Origin of the sequence: Bacillus sp. SJZ110, assembly GCF_006715455.1 — a bacterium.
GTDB classification, from domain to species: Bacteria; Bacillota; Bacilli; order Bacillales; family Bacillaceae; genus Bacillus; species Bacillus subtilis.
In genome coordinates this window covers 24,873-45,418 of sequence record NZ_VFNF01000011.1, presented here as the reverse complement: position 1 = coordinate 45,418, position 20,546 = coordinate 24,873, and the positions used below count along the sequence as shown (strand labels likewise).

24 protein-coding genes and 2 other annotated features are annotated in these 20,546 nt (G+C 42.1%); all 24 genes read left to right on the top strand.

What is annotated here, in order from left to right:
• Positions 1–299 precede the first annotated feature (299 nt).
• Positions 300–764 (top strand): transcriptional regulator CtsR, encoded by a 465-nt coding sequence (ctsR, locus tag FB592_RS20650; RefSeq protein WP_003225724.1) that lies wholly within the window; start codon positions 300–302, stop codon positions 762–764.
• Positions 765–777: 13 nt separating this feature from the next.
• Positions 778–1,335 (top strand): protein-arginine kinase activator protein McsA, encoded by a 558-nt coding sequence (gene mcsA, locus FB592_RS20645; RefSeq protein ID WP_015252993.1) that lies wholly within the window; start codon positions 778–780, stop codon positions 1,333–1,335.
• Positions 1,335–2,426, top strand: coding sequence for a protein-arginine kinase McsB (gene mcsB, locus FB592_RS20640; RefSeq protein ID WP_003235007.1), 1,092 nt, complete (start codon positions 1,335–1,337; stop codon positions 2,424–2,426). Before mcsA ends, mcsB begins: the two co-directional genes overlap by 1 nt.
• Positions 2,423–4,855, top strand: a complete 2,433-nt coding sequence (clpC, locus tag FB592_RS20635; RefSeq protein WP_014475592.1) for an ATP-dependent protease ATP-binding subunit ClpC — start codon at positions 2,423–2,425, stop codon at positions 4,853–4,855. The genes mcsB and clpC overlap by 4 nt, the downstream gene beginning before the upstream one ends.
• Before the next feature lie 91 nt (positions 4,856–4,946).
• Entirely contained in the window at positions 4,947–6,323 is a 1,377-nt protein-coding gene (gene radA, locus FB592_RS20630) for a DNA repair protein RadA (protein WP_014475593.1), read from the top strand.
• A 3-nt stretch (positions 6,324–6,326) separates the two neighbouring features.
• Positions 6,327–7,409: a DNA integrity scanning diadenylate cyclase DisA gene (disA, locus tag FB592_RS20625; RefSeq protein WP_003225736.1), complete on the top strand. Its 1,083-nt coding sequence runs from the start codon at positions 6,327–6,329 to the stop codon at positions 7,407–7,409.
• Positions 7,410–7,524: 115 nt separating this feature from the next.
• Entirely contained in the window at positions 7,525–8,625 is a 1,101-nt protein-coding gene (locus tag FB592_RS20620) for a PIN/TRAM domain-containing protein (protein ID WP_003235014.1), read from the top strand.
• 14 nt (positions 8,626–8,639) lie between these two features.
• Positions 8,640–9,338 carry a 2-C-methyl-D-erythritol 4-phosphate cytidylyltransferase gene (ispD, locus tag FB592_RS20615; RefSeq protein ID WP_032726598.1) on the top strand — a complete coding sequence of 233 codons (699 nt, stop codon included), beginning with the start codon at positions 8,640–8,642 and terminating at the stop codon, positions 9,336–9,338.
• Entirely contained in the window at positions 9,331–9,807 is a 477-nt protein-coding gene (gene ispF, locus FB592_RS20610; protein ID WP_003225745.1) for a 2-C-methyl-D-erythritol 2,4-cyclodiphosphate synthase, read from the top strand. The genes ispD and ispF overlap by 8 nt, the downstream gene beginning before the upstream one ends.
• A 90-nt stretch (positions 9,808–9,897) precedes the next feature.
• Positions 9,898–11,349, top strand: a complete 1,452-nt coding sequence (gltX, locus tag FB592_RS20605; RefSeq protein ID WP_014478617.1) for a glutamate--tRNA ligase — start codon at positions 9,898–9,900, stop codon at positions 11,347–11,349.
• Between the two features lie 2 nt (positions 11,350–11,351).
• Positions 11,352–11,582: a binding site (T-box leader), on the top strand.
• Between the two features lie 68 nt (positions 11,583–11,650).
• Positions 11,651–12,304, top strand: a complete 654-nt coding sequence (cysE, locus tag FB592_RS20595; RefSeq protein WP_003225749.1) for a serine O-acetyltransferase — start codon at positions 11,651–11,653, stop codon at positions 12,302–12,304.
• Positions 12,301–13,701 (top strand): cysteine--tRNA ligase, encoded by a 1,401-nt coding sequence (gene cysS / locus FB592_RS20590; RefSeq protein ID WP_141950100.1) that lies wholly within the window; start codon positions 12,301–12,303, stop codon positions 13,699–13,701. The genes cysE and cysS overlap by 4 nt, the downstream gene beginning before the upstream one ends.
• Before the next feature lie 3 nt (positions 13,702–13,704).
• Positions 13,705–14,136: a mini-ribonuclease 3 gene (locus FB592_RS20585; RefSeq protein ID WP_014475597.1), complete on the top strand. Its 432-nt coding sequence runs from the start codon at positions 13,705–13,707 to the stop codon at positions 14,134–14,136.
• On the top strand, positions 14,120–14,869 hold the full coding sequence (gene rlmB, locus FB592_RS20580) for a 23S rRNA (guanosine(2251)-2'-O)-methyltransferase RlmB (RefSeq protein ID WP_014475598.1): 750 nt from the start codon (positions 14,120–14,122) through the stop codon (positions 14,867–14,869). Before FB592_RS20585 ends, rlmB begins: the two co-directional genes overlap by 17 nt.
• A 6-nt stretch (positions 14,870–14,875) precedes the next feature.
• Positions 14,876–15,388 (top strand): ribosome-dependent mRNA decay endonuclease Rae1/YacP, encoded by a 513-nt coding sequence (gene rae1 / locus FB592_RS20575; protein ID WP_003235032.1) that lies wholly within the window; start codon positions 14,876–14,878, stop codon positions 15,386–15,388.
• Between the two features lie 62 nt (positions 15,389–15,450).
• Positions 15,451–16,107 carry an RNA polymerase sporulation sigma factor SigH gene (gene sigH, locus FB592_RS20570; RefSeq protein WP_003225758.1) on the top strand — a complete coding sequence of 219 codons (657 nt, stop codon included), beginning with the start codon at positions 15,451–15,453 and terminating at the stop codon, positions 16,105–16,107.
• A 92-nt stretch (positions 16,108–16,199) separates the two neighbouring features.
• Positions 16,200–16,349: a 50S ribosomal protein L33 gene (gene rpmG, locus FB592_RS20565; RefSeq protein ID WP_003156421.1), complete on the top strand. Its 150-nt coding sequence runs from the start codon at positions 16,200–16,202 to the stop codon at positions 16,347–16,349.
• A 33-nt stretch (positions 16,350–16,382) separates the two neighbouring features.
• Positions 16,383–16,562: a preprotein translocase subunit SecE gene (gene secE / locus FB592_RS20560; RefSeq protein WP_004399676.1), complete on the top strand. Its 180-nt coding sequence runs from the start codon at positions 16,383–16,385 to the stop codon at positions 16,560–16,562.
• A gap of 178 nt (positions 16,563–16,740) precedes the next feature.
• Entirely contained in the window at positions 16,741–17,274 is a 534-nt protein-coding gene (gene nusG / locus FB592_RS20555; RefSeq protein WP_003225764.1) for a transcription termination/antitermination protein NusG, read from the top strand.
• Between the two features lie 167 nt (positions 17,275–17,441).
• Positions 17,442–17,867 (top strand): 50S ribosomal protein L11, encoded by a 426-nt coding sequence (rplK, locus tag FB592_RS20550; protein WP_003156430.1) that lies wholly within the window; start codon positions 17,442–17,444, stop codon positions 17,865–17,867.
• Positions 17,868–17,961: 94 nt separating this feature from the next.
• Positions 17,962–18,660, top strand: coding sequence for a 50S ribosomal protein L1 (gene rplA, locus FB592_RS20545; RefSeq protein WP_003235040.1), 699 nt, complete (start codon positions 17,962–17,964; stop codon positions 18,658–18,660).
• A 45-nt stretch (positions 18,661–18,705) separates the two neighbouring features.
• Positions 18,706–18,846 (top strand) — a sequence feature (ribosomal protein L10 leader region).
• Positions 18,847–18,911: 65 nt separating this feature from the next.
• Positions 18,912–19,412, top strand: a complete 501-nt coding sequence (rplJ, locus tag FB592_RS20540; RefSeq protein ID WP_003235042.1) for a 50S ribosomal protein L10 — start codon at positions 18,912–18,914, stop codon at positions 19,410–19,412.
• 45 nt (positions 19,413–19,457) lie between these two features.
• Positions 19,458–19,829, top strand: a complete 372-nt coding sequence (gene rplL / locus FB592_RS20535) for a 50S ribosomal protein L7/L12 (RefSeq protein ID WP_003156436.1) — start codon at positions 19,458–19,460, stop codon at positions 19,827–19,829.
• Positions 19,830–19,918: 89 nt separating this feature from the next.
• Positions 19,919–20,524 carry a class I SAM-dependent methyltransferase gene (locus tag FB592_RS20530; RefSeq protein WP_003235045.1) on the top strand — a complete coding sequence of 202 codons (606 nt, stop codon included), beginning with the start codon at positions 19,919–19,921 and terminating at the stop codon, positions 20,522–20,524.
• The last annotated feature ends 22 nt before the right edge of the window (positions 20,525–20,546 follow it).

The window sequence follows — 20,546 nt, the reverse complement described above, 5'->3', positions numbered from 1 at the left end:
CTCTTCAGCGCCGATGGTAGTCGGGGGTTTCCCCCTGTGAGAGTAGGACGCCGCCAAGCAAGCTTAAACCCAGCTCATTGAGCTGGGTTTTTTGTATTTTGGTTTATTGGTATCATAAAATTCCACTTAACTGTATAATATAATAACTTTATACCGAATTTTAAATCAGCAATCAGGTTTTGTGGACCGGGAAAATGGAAATAATAAAGGATAGAGCGAGAAAGTTGAAAATTCTCGAGAAACGGCTTATAGTAAGATTATAGTCAAATATAGTCAAAGTCAGTAAAGGAGGGGGTTGAGTGGGACATAATATTTCTGACATCATTGAACAATATTTAAAACGAGTGTTAGATCAAAATGGCAAGGAAATTTTAGAGATTAAACGAAGTGAAATTGCAGATAAATTTCAATGCGTTCCTTCCCAAATAAATTATGTCATCAACACCAGATTTACAAGCGAAAGAGGATATATTGTTGAGAGCAAACGCGGGGGCGGCGGTTACATCAGAATCATTAAAATTAAAATGAACAATGAAGTTGTCCTGATCAATAATATAATTTCTCAAATTAATACCCATTTGTCTCAAGCAGCCTCTGATGACATTATTTTAAGGCTATTAGAAGACAAGGTAATTTCAGAAAGAGAAGCAAAAATGATGGTCAGCGTAATGGACCGCTCAGTTTTACACATTGACTTACCTGAACGTGATGAATTAAGAGCGAGAATGATGAAGGCAATGCTGACTTCTTTAAAATTAAAATAAGCGGGTGAAAAGATTGATTTGTCAAGAGTGCCACGAGAGACCAGCCACTTTTCACTTTACAAAGGTTGTTAACGGAGAAAAAATAGAAGTTCATATTTGTGAACAATGTGCCAAAGAAAATAGTGATTCATATGGTATAAGTGCAAATCAGGGTTTCTCTATTCATAATTTACTTTCGGGTTTACTGAACATGGATTCTTCATTTCAAAATGCAGGAACTCAAATGTTCAGTCACTCGGAGCAAATATCTGCTTGTCCGAAATGCGGAATGACTTTTCAGCAATTCAGAAAAATTGGCCGTTTTGGATGTTCTGAATGTTACAAAACATTTCATAGCAACATTACACCAATCCTACGTAAAGTGCACAGCGGAAACACTGTGCATGCAGGTAAGATACCGAAACGAATAGGCGGCAATCTTCATGTCAGACGGCAGATTGATATGCTAAAAAAAGAATTAGAATCCTTAATCCATCAAGAAGAATTTGAAAATGCAGCTCATGTAAGAGATCAAATTCGTTCATTAGAACAATCACTCAAAAGTACAGATAGTGAGGAGGAACAGGAGTAATGTCGCTAAAGCATTTTATTCAGGACGCACTAAGCAGTTGGATGAAGCAGAAAGGACCTGAAAGTGACATTGTACTCAGCAGCCGCATACGTTTAGCAAGGAACTTTGAGCATATTCGGTTCCCTACGCGGTATTCCAATGAAGAAGCCTCATCCATCATACAGCAATTTGAAGATCAGTTTTCAGAGCAAGAAATTCCCGGAATCGGCAAATTTGTTTTGATTAGAATGAATGATGCACAGCCTTTAGAGAAGCGTGTACTTGTTGAAAAACATCTAATCAGTCCGAATCTGACAGAGTCTCCTTTTGGCGGCTGTTTGCTTTCTGAAAATGAGGAAGTAAGCGTCATGCTAAATGAAGAGGACCATATTAGAATTCAGTGTCTTTTCCCTGGATTTCAGCTTTTAGAAGCAATGAAAGCCGCAAACCAGGTCGACGACTGGATCGAAGAAAAAGTTGATTATGCATTCAATGAGCAAAGAGGATACTTAACCAGCTGTCCTACAAACGTAGGTACAGGTTTAAGGGCTTCGGTCATGATGCATCTGCCGGCACTAGTTTTAACTAGGCAAATAAATCGAATTATACCGGCAATTAATCAATTAGGCTTAGTTGTTAGAGGAATTTATGGGGAAGGCAGCGAAGCAGTAGGGAATATCTTTCAAATTTCAAATCAGATCACGCTTGGTAAGTCAGAGCAGGATATTGTAGAGGATCTTAACAGTGTTGCTGCTCAGTTGATTGAACAAGAACGATCTGCCCGAGAAGCGATTTATCAAACTTCTAAAATCGAACTTGAGGATCGGGTATATCGGTCTTATGGGGTCTTGTCTAATTGCCGGATGATAGAATCGAAAGAAACTGCAAAGTGCCTTTCAGATGTTCGGTTAGGCATAGACCTAGGCATTATAAAAGGACTTTCAAGCAACATACTTAACGAACTTATGATTTTGACGCAGCCAGGATTTTTACAGCAATACTCGGGAGGCGCTTTGCGTCCGAACGAAAGGGACATTCGAAGAGCGGCTCTCATCAGAGAACGGCTTCACTTAGAAATGAATGGGAAAAGACAGGAGGATGAATCGATATGATGTTTGGAAGATTTACAGAACGAGCTCAAAAAGTACTGGCGCTAGCACAGGAAGAAGCACTTCGGTTAGGTCATAATAACATTGGCACTGAGCATATTTTATTAGGACTGGTAAGAGAAGGAGAGGGCATTGCTGCTAAAGCTCTTCAAGCGCTTGGACTCGGTTCAGATAAAATTCAGAAAGAAGTAGAAAGTTTGATCGGGCGCGGGCAGGAAATGTCTCAAACGATTCATTATACTCCTAGAGCTAAAAAAGTCATTGAGCTTTCAATGGATGAGGCAAGAAAACTCGGTCATTCTTATGTTGGAACAGAACATATTCTTCTTGGTCTGATTCGTGAAGGAGAAGGTGTTGCTGCGAGAGTTCTGAATAATCTCGGTGTCAGCTTAAATAAAGCAAGACAGCAGGTGCTCCAGCTTCTAGGAAGTAATGAAACAGGATCATCAGCGGCAGGAACAAACAGCAATGCGAATACGCCTACGCTTGACAGCTTGGCAAGAGACTTAACTGCTATTGCGAAGGAAGACAGCCTTGACCCTGTAATCGGCAGAAGCAAGGAGATCCAGCGTGTCATTGAAGTATTAAGCCGCAGAACGAAAAACAACCCTGTCCTCATTGGGGAACCAGGTGTAGGTAAAACGGCTATCGCAGAAGGTTTGGCACAGCAAATTATCAATAATGAAGTACCCGAAATTTTGCGTGATAAACGTGTGATGACATTAGACATGGGAACAGTTGTTGCCGGCACAAAATACCGCGGAGAATTTGAGGATCGCCTGAAGAAGGTCATGGATGAAATTCGCCAGGCAGGAAATATCATCCTATTCATCGATGAGCTCCATACATTAATCGGGGCAGGCGGAGCAGAAGGTGCTATTGATGCATCTAATATTTTAAAACCTTCACTTGCTCGCGGCGAACTCCAATGTATTGGTGCAACGACTCTTGATGAGTACCGTAAATATATTGAAAAAGATGCAGCACTGGAACGCCGTTTTCAGCCGATTCAGGTTGATCAGCCATCTGTAGATGAAAGTATTCAAATTTTACAAGGTCTGCGTGACAGATACGAAGCCCACCACCGCGTTTCTATCACTGATGATGCCATTGAAGCTGCGGTTAAGCTTTCTGACAGATATATTTCTGACCGCTTCCTTCCGGATAAAGCAATTGACTTGATCGATGAAGCAGGTTCAAAGGTGAGACTGCGCTCATTTACAACGCCTCCTAACTTAAAAGAGCTTGAGCAGAAGCTTGATGAGGTTCGCAAAGAGAAGGATGCGGCAGTGCAAAGCCAAGAGTTTGAAAAAGCTGCTTCCTTGCGTGATACTGAACAACGCCTGCGCGAGCAAGTAGAGGATACGAAGAAATCATGGAAAGAGAAGCAAGGGCAGGAAAACTCAGAGGTTACTGTGGATGATATTGCGATGGTTGTATCCAGCTGGACCGGTGTGCCTGTATCTAAAATCGCCCAAACTGAAACTGATAAGCTTCTCAATATGGAAAACATTCTTCATTCCCGCGTCATCGGCCAGGATGAAGCGGTTGTAGCTGTTGCAAAAGCCGTCAGACGTGCGAGAGCAGGATTGAAAGATCCTAAACGCCCAATCGGCTCATTCATTTTCTTAGGCCCTACAGGTGTAGGTAAAACAGAGCTTGCACGAGCACTTGCTGAATCCATTTTTGGCGATGAAGAATCCATGATCAGAATTGATATGTCTGAATACATGGAAAAACACTCAACTTCAAGACTTGTTGGTTCACCTCCAGGATATGTGGGATATGATGAAGGCGGTCAATTGACAGAGAAAGTCAGAAGAAAACCTTACTCTGTCGTGCTTCTTGATGAGATCGAGAAAGCACACCCTGATGTCTTCAATATCCTTCTGCAAGTTCTTGAAGACGGACGATTGACTGATTCTAAAGGACGCACAGTCGATTTCCGCAATACCATTCTGATCATGACATCAAACGTCGGAGCAAGTGAGCTGAAACGCAATAAATATGTCGGCTTTAACGTTCAGGATGAAACTCAAAATCATAAAGACATGAAAGATAAAGTGATGGGTGAATTGAAACGAGCGTTCAGACCTGAGTTCATCAACCGTATTGATGAAATCATTGTCTTCCATTCACTTGAGAAAAAACATCTTACTGAAATTGTGTCATTAATGTCTGATCAATTAACGAAACGCTTAAAAGAACAAGATCTTTCTATCGAATTGACAGATGCTGCAAAAGCGAAAGTCGCGGAAGAGGGCGTTGACCTGGAATACGGTGCCCGTCCGTTAAGAAGAGCGATCCAAAAACATGTCGAGGATCGTTTATCTGAAGAACTCCTCAGAGGAAATATTCATAAAGGACAGCATATTGTTCTTGATGTAGAAGATGGCGAATTTGTCGTAAAAACCACTGCTAAAACGAATTAATATAGAAGACGGAAATGAGGCATACAGCATGTAAGTGTATGCCTCACTTTCATATCAAGAAATAGAACAAGGGAGAGGTCTTACACTATATATGGCTAAAACAAAATCGAAATTCATCTGCCAATCCTGCGGCTACGAGTCTCCAAAATGGATGGGGAAATGTCCGGGCTGCGGTGCTTGGAATACAATGGTGGAAGAAATGATTAAAAAAGCACCGGCCAATCGGAGAGCGGCTTTTTCTCATTCTGTTCAAACTGTACAGAAACCTTCACCTATTACATCAATCGAAACATCAGAAGAACCCCGCGTCAAAACCCAGCTTGGCGAGTTTAACAGAGTACTCGGCGGAGGTGTCGTTAAAGGCTCCCTCGTTTTAATTGGCGGTGATCCTGGTATCGGAAAGTCAACGCTATTACTGCAGGTTTCCGCTCAATTATCAGGCTCATCAAACAGTGTCCTGTATATTTCGGGAGAAGAATCTGTAAAGCAAACGAAGCTGCGAGCAGACCGTCTCGGCATTAATAATCCGTCACTGCATGTTTTATCTGAAACCGATATGGAGTATATTTCGTCTGCTATACAAGAGATGAATCCAGCGTTTGTCGTTGTTGACTCTATTCAAACGGTTTACCAAAGCGATATTACATCGGCTCCAGGCAGTGTGTCACAGGTCAGAGAATGTACTGCTGAGCTGATGAAAATCGCAAAAACAAAAGGTATTCCGATTTTTATCGTAGGGCACGTGACGAAAGAAGGGTCTATTGCAGGTCCGAGACTGTTGGAGCATATGGTTGACACTGTTTTATATTTTGAAGGAGAACGCCACCATACTTTCCGTATTTTGCGGGCTGTAAAAAACCGTTTCGGATCTACAAACGAAATGGGCATTTTCGAAATGCGGGAAGAGGGGCTCACTGAGGTTTTGAATCCTTCGGAAATTTTCTTAGAAGAACGCTCTGCTGGTTCCGCAGGCTCGAGTATCACTGCCTCTATGGAGGGCACTAGACCGATTCTCGTTGAAATTCAGGCGCTCATCTCGCCAACAAGCTTTGGCAACCCAAGGCGTATGGCAACGGGAATAGACCATAACAGGGTTTCTCTGTTAATGGCTGTGTTAGAAAAAAGAGTTGGACTGCTGCTGCAAAATCAGGATGCTTATTTGAAAGTGGCTGGCGGCGTTAAGCTTGATGAACCGGCAATTGATCTTGCGATTGTGATTAGTATCGCATCAAGCTTTAGAGACACACCTCCAAATCCTGCAGATTGTTTTATTGGAGAAGTGGGATTAACCGGAGAAGTCCGGCGGGTTTCAAGAATTGAACAGCGTGTAAAAGAAGCGGCAAAGCTTGGTTTTAAACGCATGATCATACCCGCGGCAAATCTGGACGGATGGACAAAACCAAAAGGGATTGAGGTTATCGGAGTAGCAAATGTTGCAGAAGCGCTTCGTACTTCATTAGGAGGATAATAGATGGAAAAAGAGAAAAAAGGGGCGAAACACGAGTTAGACCTGTCATCTATATTGCAGTTTGTTGCTCCGGGTACACCGCTCAGAGCGGGGATGGAAAACGTCTTGAGAGCAAATACAGGCGGTCTGATTGTTGTTGGATATAATGATAAAGTAAAAGAAGTGGTGGACGGCGGCTTTCACATAAACACGGCTTTTTCTCCGGCGCATTTATATGAGTTGGCTAAAATGGATGGAGCGATCATTTTAAGTGATTCGGGTCAAAAGATCCTCTACGCGAATACTCAGCTGATGCCGGATGCTACAATTTCTTCATCAGAAACAGGAATGCGGCACAGAACTGCCGAAAGAGTAGCTAAGCAAACTGGCTGTCTTGTAATCGCTATTTCTGAAAGAAGAAATGTCATAACGTTATATCAGGAAAACATGAAGTATACACTAAAAGACATAGGATTTATTTTAACCAAGGCGAACCAAGCCATTCAAACACTTGAAAAATATAAGACAATCCTCGATAAAACGATTAATGCACTGAACGCGTTAGAGTTTGAGGAACTTGTTACCTTTAGTGATGTCTTGTCTGTCATGCATCGTTATGAAATGGTCCTGAGAATCAAAAACGAAATTAATATGTATATCAAAGAGCTGGGGACAGAAGGACATCTGATCAAACTGCAAGTCATTGAATTGATTACGGATATGGAAGAAGAGGCTGCTTTATTTATTAAGGACTATGTAAAAGAAAAGATTAAAGATCCGTTTGTTCTCTTGAAGGAGCTGCAGGATATGTCCAGTTATGATCTGCTGGATGATTCCATTGTGTATAAGCTTCTCGGTTACCCTGCTTCTACTAATCTTGATGATTATGTATTGCCGAGAGGATACAGGCTGTTAAATAAGATACCGCGTCTTCCGATGCCGATTGTTGAAAATGTTGTAGAAGCATTTGGAGTCCTGCCAAGGATTATTGAGGCGAGTGCAGAAGAATTAGATGAGGTAGAGGGAATCGGTGAAGTACGAGCCCAAAAAATCAAAAAAGGATTAAAACGCCTGCAAGAGAAGCATTATTTAGACAGACAACTGTGATTTCGGTTAAAACCTTATGAATACGGGTATATTAATGTTGGTTTTTGTTTATTCTGATATTCGTAGGATGCATAAGACTTTGTGAAATTAAAATGTTAAAAAAGGAGGTGGGGGTATGTTAAAACGAATAGTTCAGGCGTTCTTCATTATTTTTGGCGGCGTTGTTGGTATATTTTTGATACCTGAATTGTTTGTACTGTTAAATATACAGGACATACCTTTAATAACAAACGCATATACGTCTGCGGCAATAGGAGCAATTATCTTTTTTCTCATCAGTATATGGGGTACAGAATACGTTGTGAACTGGGTGAAGTGGATAGAGGATTCATTGTTAAAAGCGCCGGTTCCAGATTTGTTATTTGGAAGTCTTGGCTTAGTTTTTGGACTTATAATTGCTTATCTTATCGTAAATGTTATTCCTTTAGACAATATACCTTACCGCATATTCAGCACAATAATTCCTGTATTTTTGGCTTTCTTCCTCGGTTATCTCGGCTTCCAGGTGGGCTTTAAGAAAAAGGATGAATTGATCAGCCTGTTTTCCATTTCCGCCAGAATGCAAAAGAAAAAAGGAACAGCTGATGAAGAACATGAGGTTCAAGACAAGAAGCTGAAAATTTTGGACACTAGTGTTATTATTGATGGGAGAATAGCAGATATTTGTCAGACTGGTTTTTTAGAGGGAGTTATCGTGATTCCGCAGTTTGTCCTTGAGGAATTGCAGCATATTGCAGACTCTTCAGATGTTTTAAAACGAAACAGAGGACGCCGCGGTCTTGATATCCTGAACCGCATTCAGAAAGAATTAGACATTGAAGTTGAAATTTACGAAGGCGACTTTGAAGATATTCAGGAGGTTGACAGCAAGCTCGTCAAACTTGCTAAGCTGACATCCGGGGTCGTTGTGACGAATGATTTTAATTTAAATAAAGTGTGCGAGCTTCAGAAGGTAGCAGTATTAAACATTAATGACCTTGCCAATGCGGTCAAGCCTGTTGTGCTTCCTGGCGAGGAAATGAATGTTCAGGTCATTAAGGACGGGAAAGAGCATAATCAGGGAGTTGCCTACTTGGATGACGGTACGATGATTGTCGTTGAAGAAGGACGCAATTATATCGGCAAGCATATTGATGTACTCGTCACAAGTGTGCTGCAGACAGCAGCGGGACGAATGATTTTTGCGAAGCCTAAGCTGTTGGAGAAGGCGCTGTAAAGGGAGAAAAAACAATGAGTTATGATGTGGTGATTCCTGCAGCCGGTCAGGGAAAGCGGATGAAGGCAGGGAGAAATAAACTGTTCATTGAGCTGAAAGGAGACCCGGTGATCATACACACGTTAAGAGTGTTTGACAGCCACCGGCAGTGCGAAAAAATCATCTTGGTGATTAACGAGCAGGAGCGGGAGCACTTTCAGCAAATGCTGACCGATTATCCGTTTCAAACATCGATTGAGCTTGTTGCAGGCGGAGATGAGCGTCAGCACAGTGTGTATAAGGGGCTGAAAGCCGTAAAGCAGGAAAAGATTGTCCTTGTACATGACGGTGCCCGCCCATTTATAAAACATGAACAAATTGACGAACTGATCGCAGAGGCGGAACAGACAGGAGCGGCCATCCTTGCTGTTCCGGTAAAAGATACGATTAAACGCGTTCAAGATTTACAAGTCAGTGAGACGATTGAACGTTCAAGCTTGTGGGCTGTCCAAACGCCACAAGCTTTTCGTCTTTCTTTATTGATGAAGGCTCACGCTGAGGCCGAGCGCAAGGGATTTTTAGGGACGGATGACGCCAGCCTCGTTGAACAGATGGAGGGCGGTTCGGTCCGTGTTGTAGAAGGCAGCTATACAAATATTAAGCTGACGACGCCAGACGATTTGACGTCAGCTGAAGCTATCATGGAATCAGAAAGTGGGAATAAACATGTTTAGAATTGGACAAGGATTTGATGTGCATCAATTAGTTGAGGGCCGTCCTCTCATTATTGGCGGAATTGAAATCCCGTACGAAAAAGGGCTGCTTGGCCACTCTGATGCAGACGTTTTGCTGCATACCGTCGCTGACGCCTGCCTGGGAGCTGTGGGTGAAGGAGACATCGGCAAGCATTTTCCTGACACAGATCCCGAGTTCAAGGACGCAGATTCTTTCAAATTACTTCAGCATGTCTGGGGAATCGTGAAACAGAAGGGGTATGTCCTTGGGAACATTGATTGCACCATCATAGCGCAAAAGCCGAAGATGCTGCCGTACATAGAAGATATGAGAAAAAGAATTGCTGAAGGCCTTGAGGCAGATGTTTCTCAAGTAAATGTAAAAGCAACAACGACAGAAAAGCTTGGATTTACAGGCCGGGCGGAAGGAATAGCGGCTCAGGCGACAGTACTGATACAAAAAGGCTAACTTGTTTTGATGCCGGGTCTATTTGGTGGTAGAATAGATTCATACATTTTTGCCTGAGGCCATACATGACATGAAAGGAAGTATTTGAAAATGGGAAACGAAGTACGCGTCCGTTATGCACCGAGTCCAACCGGACATTTGCATATTGGAAATGCCAGAACGGCGCTTTTTAATTATTTATTTGCCCGCAATCAAGGCGGTAAGTTTATCATTCGAGTTGAGGATACAGATAAAAAGCGCAATATTGAGGGCGGAGAACAAAGCCAGCTGAATTATCTGAAGTGGCTAGGTATTGACTGGGATGAGAGTGTGGATGTCGGAGGAGAGTACGGCCCATACCGTCAGTCCGAGCGTAACGATATCTATAAAGTGTACTATGAAGAGCTTCTTGAAAAAGGGCTTGCTTATAAATGTTACTGTACGGAAGAAGAGCTTGAAAAAGAGCGTGAAGAACAGATTGCCCGCGGAGAAATGCCTCGTTATTCCGGAAAACACAGAGACCTGACTCAGGAAGAACAGGAGAAATTTATCGCTGAAGGCAGAAAACCAAGTATTCGTTTCCGCGTGCCGGAAGGAAAAATTATCGCCTTCAATGATATCGTAAAAGGCGAAATTTCTTTTGAATCAGATGGCATCGGCGACTTTGTTATTGTGAAAAAGGACGGAACGCCGACTTACAACTTCGCGGTAGCGATTGATGACTACTTAATGAAAATGACACACGTGCTGCGCGGTGAGGATCATATTTCTAACACACCGAAACAGATTATGATTTATCAAGCATTCGGATGGGATATTCCTCAGTTCGGACACATGACGCTGATCGTAAACGAAAGTCGTAAAAAGCTCAGTAAACGTGATGAATCCATTATTCAATTCATCGAGCAGTACAAAGAGCTTGGCTACCTGCCAGAAGCACTGTTCAACTTTATCGGCCTGTTAGGCTGGTCACCGGTTGGAGAAGAAGAGCTTTTCACAAAAGAGCAGTTTATTGAAATTTTTGATGTAAATCGTTTATCTAAATCACCAGCTTTGTTTGATATGCATAAGCTAAAATGGGTTAACAACCAATATGTGAAGAAGCTGGATCTTGATCAGGTTGTTGAATTGACGCTTCCGCATTTGCAAAAAGCCGGCAAAGTTGGCACTGAGCTTTCTGCTGAAGAACAAGAATGGGTTCGCAAACTGATTTCCCTGTATCATGAGCAATTAAGCTACGGTGCGGAAATTGTTGAGCTGACTGATTTGTTCTTTACGGATGAGATCGAGTATAATCAAGAAGCGAAAGCTGTTCTGGAAGAAGAACAGGTTCCTGAAGTGCTCAGTACATTCGCAGCGAAGCTTGAAGAGCTTGAGGAGTTCACTCCGGATAACATCAAAGCATCGATCAAAGCAGTGCAGAAAGAAACTGGCCATAAAGGGAAAAAACTGTTTATGCCGATTCGTGTTGCTGTAACAGGGCAAACTCACGGTCCGGAACTGCCGCAATCAATTGAATTGATCGGTAAAGAGACTGCAATTCAGCGTTTAAAAAATATCTAAATAAATGATTGTTGACAGGGAAGAGTATAAAGCTTTAGGCCATTACAGAAAGGATCTCCATTGGCTGAGAGAGATCCATGAGCCGGGTTTTAGAAGTGCGCCCTTAAGACCTTTGAAGAACGTTTTTTGAAACCAGTATTCAAAGGCGGCCGCCGCCGTTACAGGCTGAAGTTGGGAGAGCAGAAGTCTGCTTTTCAAACAGAGTGGAACCGCGCGGTTAAAGCGTCTCTGTCATGTTTACATGCAGAGACGCTTTTTTTATTGGGTAGAGGAAATCAGATAGAGAAACGGGGGGAAGCATGTGTTTTTTAGAATGCTCAAAGAAGACATTGATACTGTGTTCGATCAAGATCCCGCAGCAAGAAGCTATTTTGAAGTGATTTTAACTTATTCCGGTTTACATGCTATATGGGCGCATCGGATTGCACATGCTTTATATAAACGAAAATTTTATTTCCTTGCACGCCTTATATCTCAAGTAAGCCGATTTTTTACCGGGATAGAAATCCACCCCGGCGCTACAATCGGGAGAAGATTTTTCATAGACCACGGCATGGGGGTTGTCATTGGGGAGACATGTGAAATCGGCAATAACGTAACCGTTTTTCAGGGGGTTACCCTCGGGGGAACGGGGAAAGAAAAGGGAAAAAGGCACCCAACGATTAAAGATGACGCATTGATAGCCACAGGTGCTAAAGTGCTCGGTTCTATTACGGTCGGTGAAGGCTCAAAGATTGGGGCTGGTTCAGTAGTGCTGCATGATGTTCCTGATTTTTCAACAGTTGTCGGTATCCCTGGACGGGTCGTTGTACAAAATGGCAAGAAAGTAAGACGCGATTTAAACCATCAGGATTTGCCCGATCCAGTTGCTGACCGCTTTAAGTCTTTGGAACAGCAGATTTTAGAGCTGAAGGCAGAACTTGAAGACAGAAAAGAAAGGATCAATCAAAAATGACAATCACACTTTATAATACATTGACTAGACAGAAGGAAACATTCGTTCCTCTTGAAGAGGGAAAAGTGAAAATGTATGTATGCGGACCCACGGTTTACAATTACATTCATATCGGGAACGCGCGTCCGGCAATCGTTTACGATACGGTTCGAAACTATTTAGAGTATAAAGGCTATGATGTGCAGTATGTCTCTAACTTCACAGACGTAGACGATAAATTAATTAAAGCGGCAAATGAACTCGGTGAGGATGTACCCACCATTTCAGAGCGTTTTATTAAAGCATACTTTGAAGACGTAGGTGCGCTCGGCTGCCGAAAAGCCGACCTTCATCCGCGAGTAATGGAGAACATGGATGCCATTATCGAATTCGTAGATCAGCTCGTGAAAAAGGGCTACGCATATGAATCAGAAGGTGACGTATATTTCAAAACCAGAGCATTTGAAGGGTACGGAAAGCTTTCTCAGCAATCAATCGATGAACTTAGATCAGGTGCACGCATCCGAGTCGGCGAGAAAAAAGAAGATGCTCTTGATTTCGCACTGTGGAAAGCGGCAAAAGAAGGAGAAATTTCTTGGGATAGCCCTTGGGGGAAAGGACGTCCGGGCTGGCACATTGAATGCTCAGCAATGGTGAAAAAGTATCTCGGTGACCAGATTGATATCCATGCGGGCGGACAGGATTTAACATTCCCTCACCATGAAAACGAAATTGCGCAATCTGAGGCGCTGACAGGCAAAACGTTTGCGAAGTACTGGCTTCATAATGGTTATATCAATATTGATAATGAAAAAATGTCAAAATCACTAGGCAACTTTGTGCTTGTGCATGACATCATTAAACAGCATGATCCGCAGCTTTTGAGATTCTTTATGCTATCTGTTCATTATCGCCATCCGATTAACTATTCAGAAGAGCTTCTGCAGAATACGAAAAGCGCGTTCAACCGTTTAAAAACAGCGTACAGCAATCTTCAGCACCGTCTGAACAGCAGTACGAATTTAACCGAAGATGACGATCAATGGTTTGAAAAAGTTGAAGAACACCGCAAAGCATTCGAAGAAGCGATGGACGATGATTTTAATACGGCGAATGCGATTTCTGTCTTGTTCGACTTAGCGAAACACGCCAATTACTATCTTCAGAAAGACCATACAGCTGATCATGTAATTACGGCGTTTATCGAGATGTTTGACCGTATTGTTTCTGTCCTCGGTTTTTCGTTGGGTGAGCAGGAACTTCTCGATCAAGAGATTGAAGACTTAATCGAAAAGCGAAATGAAGCGCGCCGGAATCGCGATTTTGCATTGTCAGACCAGATCCGCGACCAGCTGAAAAGCATGAATATCATTCTTGAAGATACGGCTCAAGGCACTCGCTGGAAACGGGGACAATAACAGATGCTTGAATTTGATACGATAAAAGATTCTAAGCAGCTTAACGGTCTTGCGCTTGCTTATATAGGTGATGCCATTTTTGAAGTGTATGTCAGGCATCACCTGCTTAAGCAGGGCTTTACCAAACCAAATGATCTTCATAAGAAATCAAGCCGGATTGTTTCAGCAAAGTCACAGGCTGAGATCCTATTTTTTCTGCAGAATCAATCATTTTTTACGGAAGAAGAGGAAGCGGTGCTGAAAAGAGGCAGAAATGCCAAGTCAGGGACAATACCTAAAAATACAGATGTTCAGACGTACCGCTACAGTACAGCATTTGAAGCGCTTCTGGGCTACCTTTTTCTAGAGAAAAAAGAGGAACGACTTAGTCAGCTCGTAGCCGAAGCTATACAATTCGGGACGTCAGGGAGGAAAACAAATGAGTCAGCAACATGATTACGTCATAGGGAAAAATGCAGTGATCGAGACGTTAAAATCTGATCGGAAGCTGTATAAGCTGTGGATGGCGGAAAACACCGTAAAGGGACAAGCACAGCAAGTGATTGAGCTTGCCAAAAAGCAGGGAATCACGATTCAATACGTCCCGAGAAAAAAACTCGATCAAATGGTGACAGGACAGCATCAGGGCGTAGTGGCACAGGTTGCAGCGTATGAATATGCAGAACTGGACGATTTATATAAAGCAGCCGAAGAAAAAAATGAACAGCCTTTCTTCCTCATTCTGGACGAGCTTGAAGACCCTCATAATCTTGGTTCCATTATGAGGACAGCAGATGCGGTCGGCGCTCATGGCATCGTCATTCCAAAACGGAGAGCTGTCGGGCTGACAACAACAGTGGCAAAAGCTTCAACAGGAGCAATTGAGCACATTCCTGTAGCAAGAGTCACCAATTTGGCACGGACGTTAGAAGAGATGAAAGAGCGGGGAATCTGGGTTGTCGGAACGGATGCGTCCGCGCGTGAGGATTACCGTAATATGGACGGCAATATGCCTTTGGCTCTAGTCATCGGAAGTGAAGGAAAAGGGATGGGCCGCCTTGTGAAAGAAAAGTGCGATTTTCTCATTAAACTCCCGATGGCCGGAAAGGTAACTTCACTAAATGCATCTGTCGCGGCTGGTCTTTTGATGTATGAAGTCTACCGGAAACGAAACCCTCTGGGAGAATAAAGACCCATGGATATCCTGTTAGTAGACGGGTACAACATGATTGGAGCCTGGCCGCAGCTGAAGGATTTAAAAGCGAACAGTTTTGAAGAGGCGAGAGACGTACTGATTCAGAAAATGGCGGAATATCAATCGTATACAGGAAACAGGGTTATTGTTGTTTTTGACGCGCATCTCGTAAAAGGGCTTGAGAAAAAACAGACCAACCATAGAGTTGAAGTAATTTTTACAAAAGAAAATGAGACGGCTGATGAGCGGATAGAAAAGCTCGCTCAGGCTTTGAATAATATTGCGACTCAAATTCACGTTGCGACCTCTGACTATACTGAGCAGTGGGCGATTTTCGGACAGGGGGCATTGCGGAAATCGGCCCGGGAGCTTTTGAGAGAGGTAGAAACGATTGAAAGGCGAATAGAGAGACGGGTAAGAAAAATCACTTCCGAAAAGCCGGCGGGTAAAATTGCTTTATCGGAAGAGGTTTTGAAAACGTTTGAAAAGTGGAGGCGGGGAGACTTAGATTAAGTTGACGCTTTTTTGCCCAATACTGTATAATATTTCTATCTACGTGCGCCGGGGGGATCGGAGTGAATCTACAGAACAACAAGGGAAAATTCAACAAAGAGCAGTTTTGCCAGTTGGAGGACGAGCAGGTCATTGAAAAGGTTCATGTTGGGGACAGTGATGCGTTAGATTACTTGATTACGAAGTACCGAAACTTTGTTCGGGCAAAAGCAAGATCCTATTTCTTAATAGGGGCGGACAGAGAGGATATTGTTCAGGAAGGCATGATAGGCCTCTATAAGTCTATTCGTGACTTCAAAGAGGACAAGCTTACCTCATTCAAAGCTTTCGCAGAATTATGTATTACCCGCCAAATTATTACCGCAATAAAGACAGCTACTCGCCAGAAACACATTCCTTTGAATTCCTACGTCTCATTAGATAAACCGATTTTTGATGAAGAATCAGACCGAACGCTGCTGGATGTCATTTCAGGAGCGAAAACCTTAAATCCTGAGGAAATGATCATTAATCAGGAAGAATTTGATGATATTGAAATGAAAATGGGAGAACTATTAAGTGATTTAGAGAGAAAAGTACTCGTCTTATATCTCGACGGGAGAAGTTACCAAGAGATTTCTGATGAACTGAACCGACATGTGAAATCGATCGACAATGCCCTTCAGCGTGTGAAACGCAAGCTGGAGAAGTACTTGGAAATTCGTGAAATCAGTTTGTAATAGGAATTTATGCTATATTGACAGTATTTTTCTGACTATGATATGTTACTAAAGATAAGAACTAATGTCTATTTAGAAAAAGGTGTAATGACATGAGAAAAAAGATTACGTTAGCATGCAAGACATGCGGAAACCGTAATTATACGACAATGAAGAGCTCTGCATCAGCGGCTGAGCGATTAGAAGTAAAGAAATACTGCAGTACTTGCAATTCACATACAGCTCATCTTGAAACAAAATAGTTTTTGCGCTTTTAAATTGTGGAGGTCTTTTACATGCGTATTATGAAATTCTTTAAAGATGTTGGGAAAGAAATGAAAAAGGTAAGCTGGCCTAAAGGAAAAGAGTTAACGCGTTATACCATTACGGTAATTTCAACAGTTATCTTTTTTGTTATCTTTTTTGCCCTCCTTGACACAGGAATTTCTCAATTAATTCGTTTAATAGTTGAATAATGATCAGCAATACGTGCTATAATAGATCATAATATTACTTGCCAAAACCCGTTCAGCGGGTTTTTTATTGTGGCTTAAAATGAAAGTTATCATAGGCTTGCCGCCTATTTTTTGAAGCGTTATGGTAATTCACTAAAACCAAATGCGGGGAGGGAAGGACTGGACAGTCCTGAATAGAATGGAAAAGAATTGGTATGTTGTTCACACGTACTCTGGTTATGAGAATAAAGTAAAAGCCAACTTGGAAAAGCGTGTTGAATCAATGGGGATGCAGGATAAAATTTTCCGTGTAGTCGTACCCGAAGAAGAAGAAACGGATATCAAAAACGGCAAGAAAAAAGTCGTGAAAAAGAAAGTATTCCCTGGTTATGTGCTTGTTGAAATTGTAATGACAGACGACTCTTGGTATGTTGTCCGCAACACGCCGGGCGTTACTGGATTCGTAGGATCTGCCGGGTCAGGTTCAAAACCGACGCCGCTTCTTCCGGGGGAAGCAGAAACCATTCTGAAGAGAATGGGCATGGATGAACGAAAAACTGATATTGACTTTGAACTGAAAGAGACAGTGAAAGTAATAGACGGACCTTTTGCTAACTTTACAGGATCAATTGAAGAGATTGATTATGATAAAAGCAAGGTCAAAGTTTTCGTTAATATGTTTGGCCGTGAAACGCCGGTTGAGCTGGAATTTACCCAAATCGATAAATTGTAATGTGAAAAAACTTGAAATTGCTATATATAAATGATAATATAGCAAAGGTACGTCTTGGACTTATCCAAGGCAACTAGCATGATATTTCGTCATTCATATAAAGAATGAAACCTTGAGTGGGAGGGTTTACCCTATTACCACATCACGGACTTAAGGAGGTGTGTCTCGTGGCTAAAAAAGTAGTTAAAGTTGTAAAATTGCAAATTCCTGCTGGAAAAGCTAACCCAGCACCACCAGTTGGACCTGCACTTGGTCAAGCCGGTGTTAACATCATGGGATTCTGTAAGGAGTTTAACGCTCGTACAGCTGACCAAGCTGGTTTAATCATTCCTGTTGAAATTTCGGTTTACGAAGACCGTTCATTTACATTTATTACAAAAACTCCACCTGCTGCAGTATTGCTTAAAAAAGCAGCTGGAATTGAGTCTGGTTCTGGTGAACCAAACCGTAATAAAGTGGCAACCGTTAAGCGCGATAAAGTACGCGAAATCGCTGAAACGAAAATGCCTGACTTAAACGCAGCAGACGTTGAAGCGGCAATGCGCATGGTTGAAGGTACTGCCCGCAGTATGGGTATTGTAATCGAGGATTAATTTGTTTCTTGTCGGGTTGCGAGTTTTAACAAGTTCGCAACCCTTATTCGTGGGAGGTTATTCCGCTATAACCACATAAGGAGGAAATTTTAAAATGGCTAAAAAAGGTAAAAAGTACGTTGAAGCTGCTAAGCTTGTAGACCGTTCTAAAGCTTACGACGTCTCTGAAGCAGTAGCTCTCGTTAAAAAAACAAACACAGCTAAATTCGACGCTACAGTTGAAGTGGCTTTCCGTTTAGGGGTTGACCCTCGTAAAAACGACCAGCAAATCCGTGGAGCAGTTGTTCTTCCAAACGGAACTGGTAAAACTCAGCGCGTTCTCGTTTTCGCAAAAGGCGAAAAAGCGAAAGAAGCTGAAGCTGCTGGTGCAGATTTCGTAGGCGATACTGACTACATCAACAAAATTCAACAAGGCTGGTTCGATTTCGATGTTATCGTAGCTACACCTGACATGATGGGTGAAGTTGGTAAAATCGGTCGTGTACTTGGACCAAAAGGTTTAATGCCAAACCCTAAAACTGGTACAGTTACTTTCGAAGTTGAAAAAGCGATCGGCGAAATCAAAGCTGGTAAAGTTGAATACCGCGTTGATAAAGCTGGAAACATTCATGTTCCTATCGGTAAAGTTTCTTTCGAGGATGAAAAACTTGTTGAGAACTTCACAACAATGTACGATACAATCCTTAAAGCTAAACCTGCTGCAGCTAAAGGCGTTTACGTGAAAAACGTTGCTGTAACTTCTACTATGGGACCTGGTGTCAAAGTAGACTCTTCAACTTTTAACGTAAAATAATATTGACATGACATCAACATTCTGATATTATTCAAAATGTTGTAAAATAGAATATCATTTATACCGTAGACAGTAGGGGCCTAACCGCTTAATTATCCTACCGAGGTGTATATTATCACAGCTATTACGTTACGTATGCTTGTATATACAGCCTCCATGTCTCATGGAGGCTTTTTATATGGAATCCGTCGTCTCAGTCGTGATCACCTAACGGTATAAGTGTTACACAAGAATCTACAGGAGGTGTAACCATGAGCAGCGCAATTGAAACAAAAAAAGTTGTTGTTGAAGAAATTGCTTCTAAACTGAAAGAAAGTAAATCAACGATCATCGTTGACTATCGCGGACTTAACGTTTCTGAAGTAACTGAACTTCGTAAACAGCTTCGCGAAGCTAACGTTGAGTTCAAAGTTTACAAAAATACGATGACTCGCCGTGCGGTTGAACAAGCTGAGCTTAATGGTTTGAATGATTTCTTAACTGGACCGAACGCGATCGCATTCAGCACTGAAGATGTTGTCGCTCCGGCTAAAGTTCTTAATGACTTCGCTAAAAATCACGAAGCTCTTGAAATCAAAGCTGGCGTTATCGAAGGTAAAGTTTCTACTGTTGAAGAAGTGAAAGCTCTTGCTGAACTTCCATCACGCGAAGGCTTGCTTTCTATGTTGCTTAGCGTACTTCAAGCTCCAGTTCGCAACCTTGCTCTTGCTGCAAAAGCTGTGGCAGAACAAAAGGAAGAACAAGGCGCTTAATCTAATCAGTTTTTCATAAATTAAAACAAAATGGAGGAATTACAAATGGCTTTAAATATCGAAGAAATCATTGCTTCCGTTAAAGAAGCAACTGTACTTGAATTGAACGACCTAGTAAAAGCAATCGAAGAAGAATTTGGCGTAACTGCTGCTGCTCCTGTAGCTGTAGCTGGCGGAGCTGCTGCAGGCGGAGCTGCTGAAGAGCAAAGCGAATTCGATCTTATCCTTGCTGGTGCAGGATCTCAAAAAATCAAAGTTATCAAAGTTGTACGTGAAATCACTGGTCTTGGCTTGAAAGAAGCTAAAGAACTTGTTGACAACACTCCAAAACCACTTAAAGAAGGTATTGCTAAAGAAGAAGCTGAAGAGCTTAAAGCTAAACTTGAAGAAGTTGGCGCTTCTGTAGAAGTTAAGTAATCTTCACTTACCTGTAGGGGAAGCTCGCTTTTATGAGGCGAGCTTTTTCTTTGCCATTCTTTAAGCCATGAAAAAAGGAGGTTCTAATAATGAGTGAGCACTATTATTCAGAAAAACCTTCAGTAAAAAGCAACAAGCAAACCTGGTCTTTTAGGCTTCGGAATAAAGATTTCACGTTTACCAGCGACAGCGGGGTTTTTTCTAAAAAAGAAGTTGATTTCGGCTCCCGCCTGCTGATTGATTCTTTTGAAGAGCCTGAGGTTGAGGGCGGCATTTTGGATGTAGGCTGCGGGTACGGCCCGATTGGTTTATCGCTCGCCAGCGACTTTAAAGACCGGACTATCCACATGATTGACGTTAATGAGAGAGCCGTAGAACTATCAAATGAAAATGCGGAACAAAACGGAATAACAAACGTTAAGATTTATCAAAGCGATTTGTTTTCAAACGTTGATTCTGCTCAAACATTTGCTTCTATTCTTACAAATCCCCCAATCCGAGCCGGAAAAAAAGTTGTCCATGCTATCTTTGAGAAAAGCGCTGAACACTTAAAAGCTTCAGGTGAATTGTGGATCGTCATACAGAAAAAGCAAGGCGCGCCTTCTGCCATTGAAAAGCTCGAGGAACTGTTCGATGAAGTTTCCGTCGTTCAAAAAAAGAAAGGCTATTATATCATAAAAGCAAAAAAAGTTTGACTCGGTATTTTAACTATGTTAA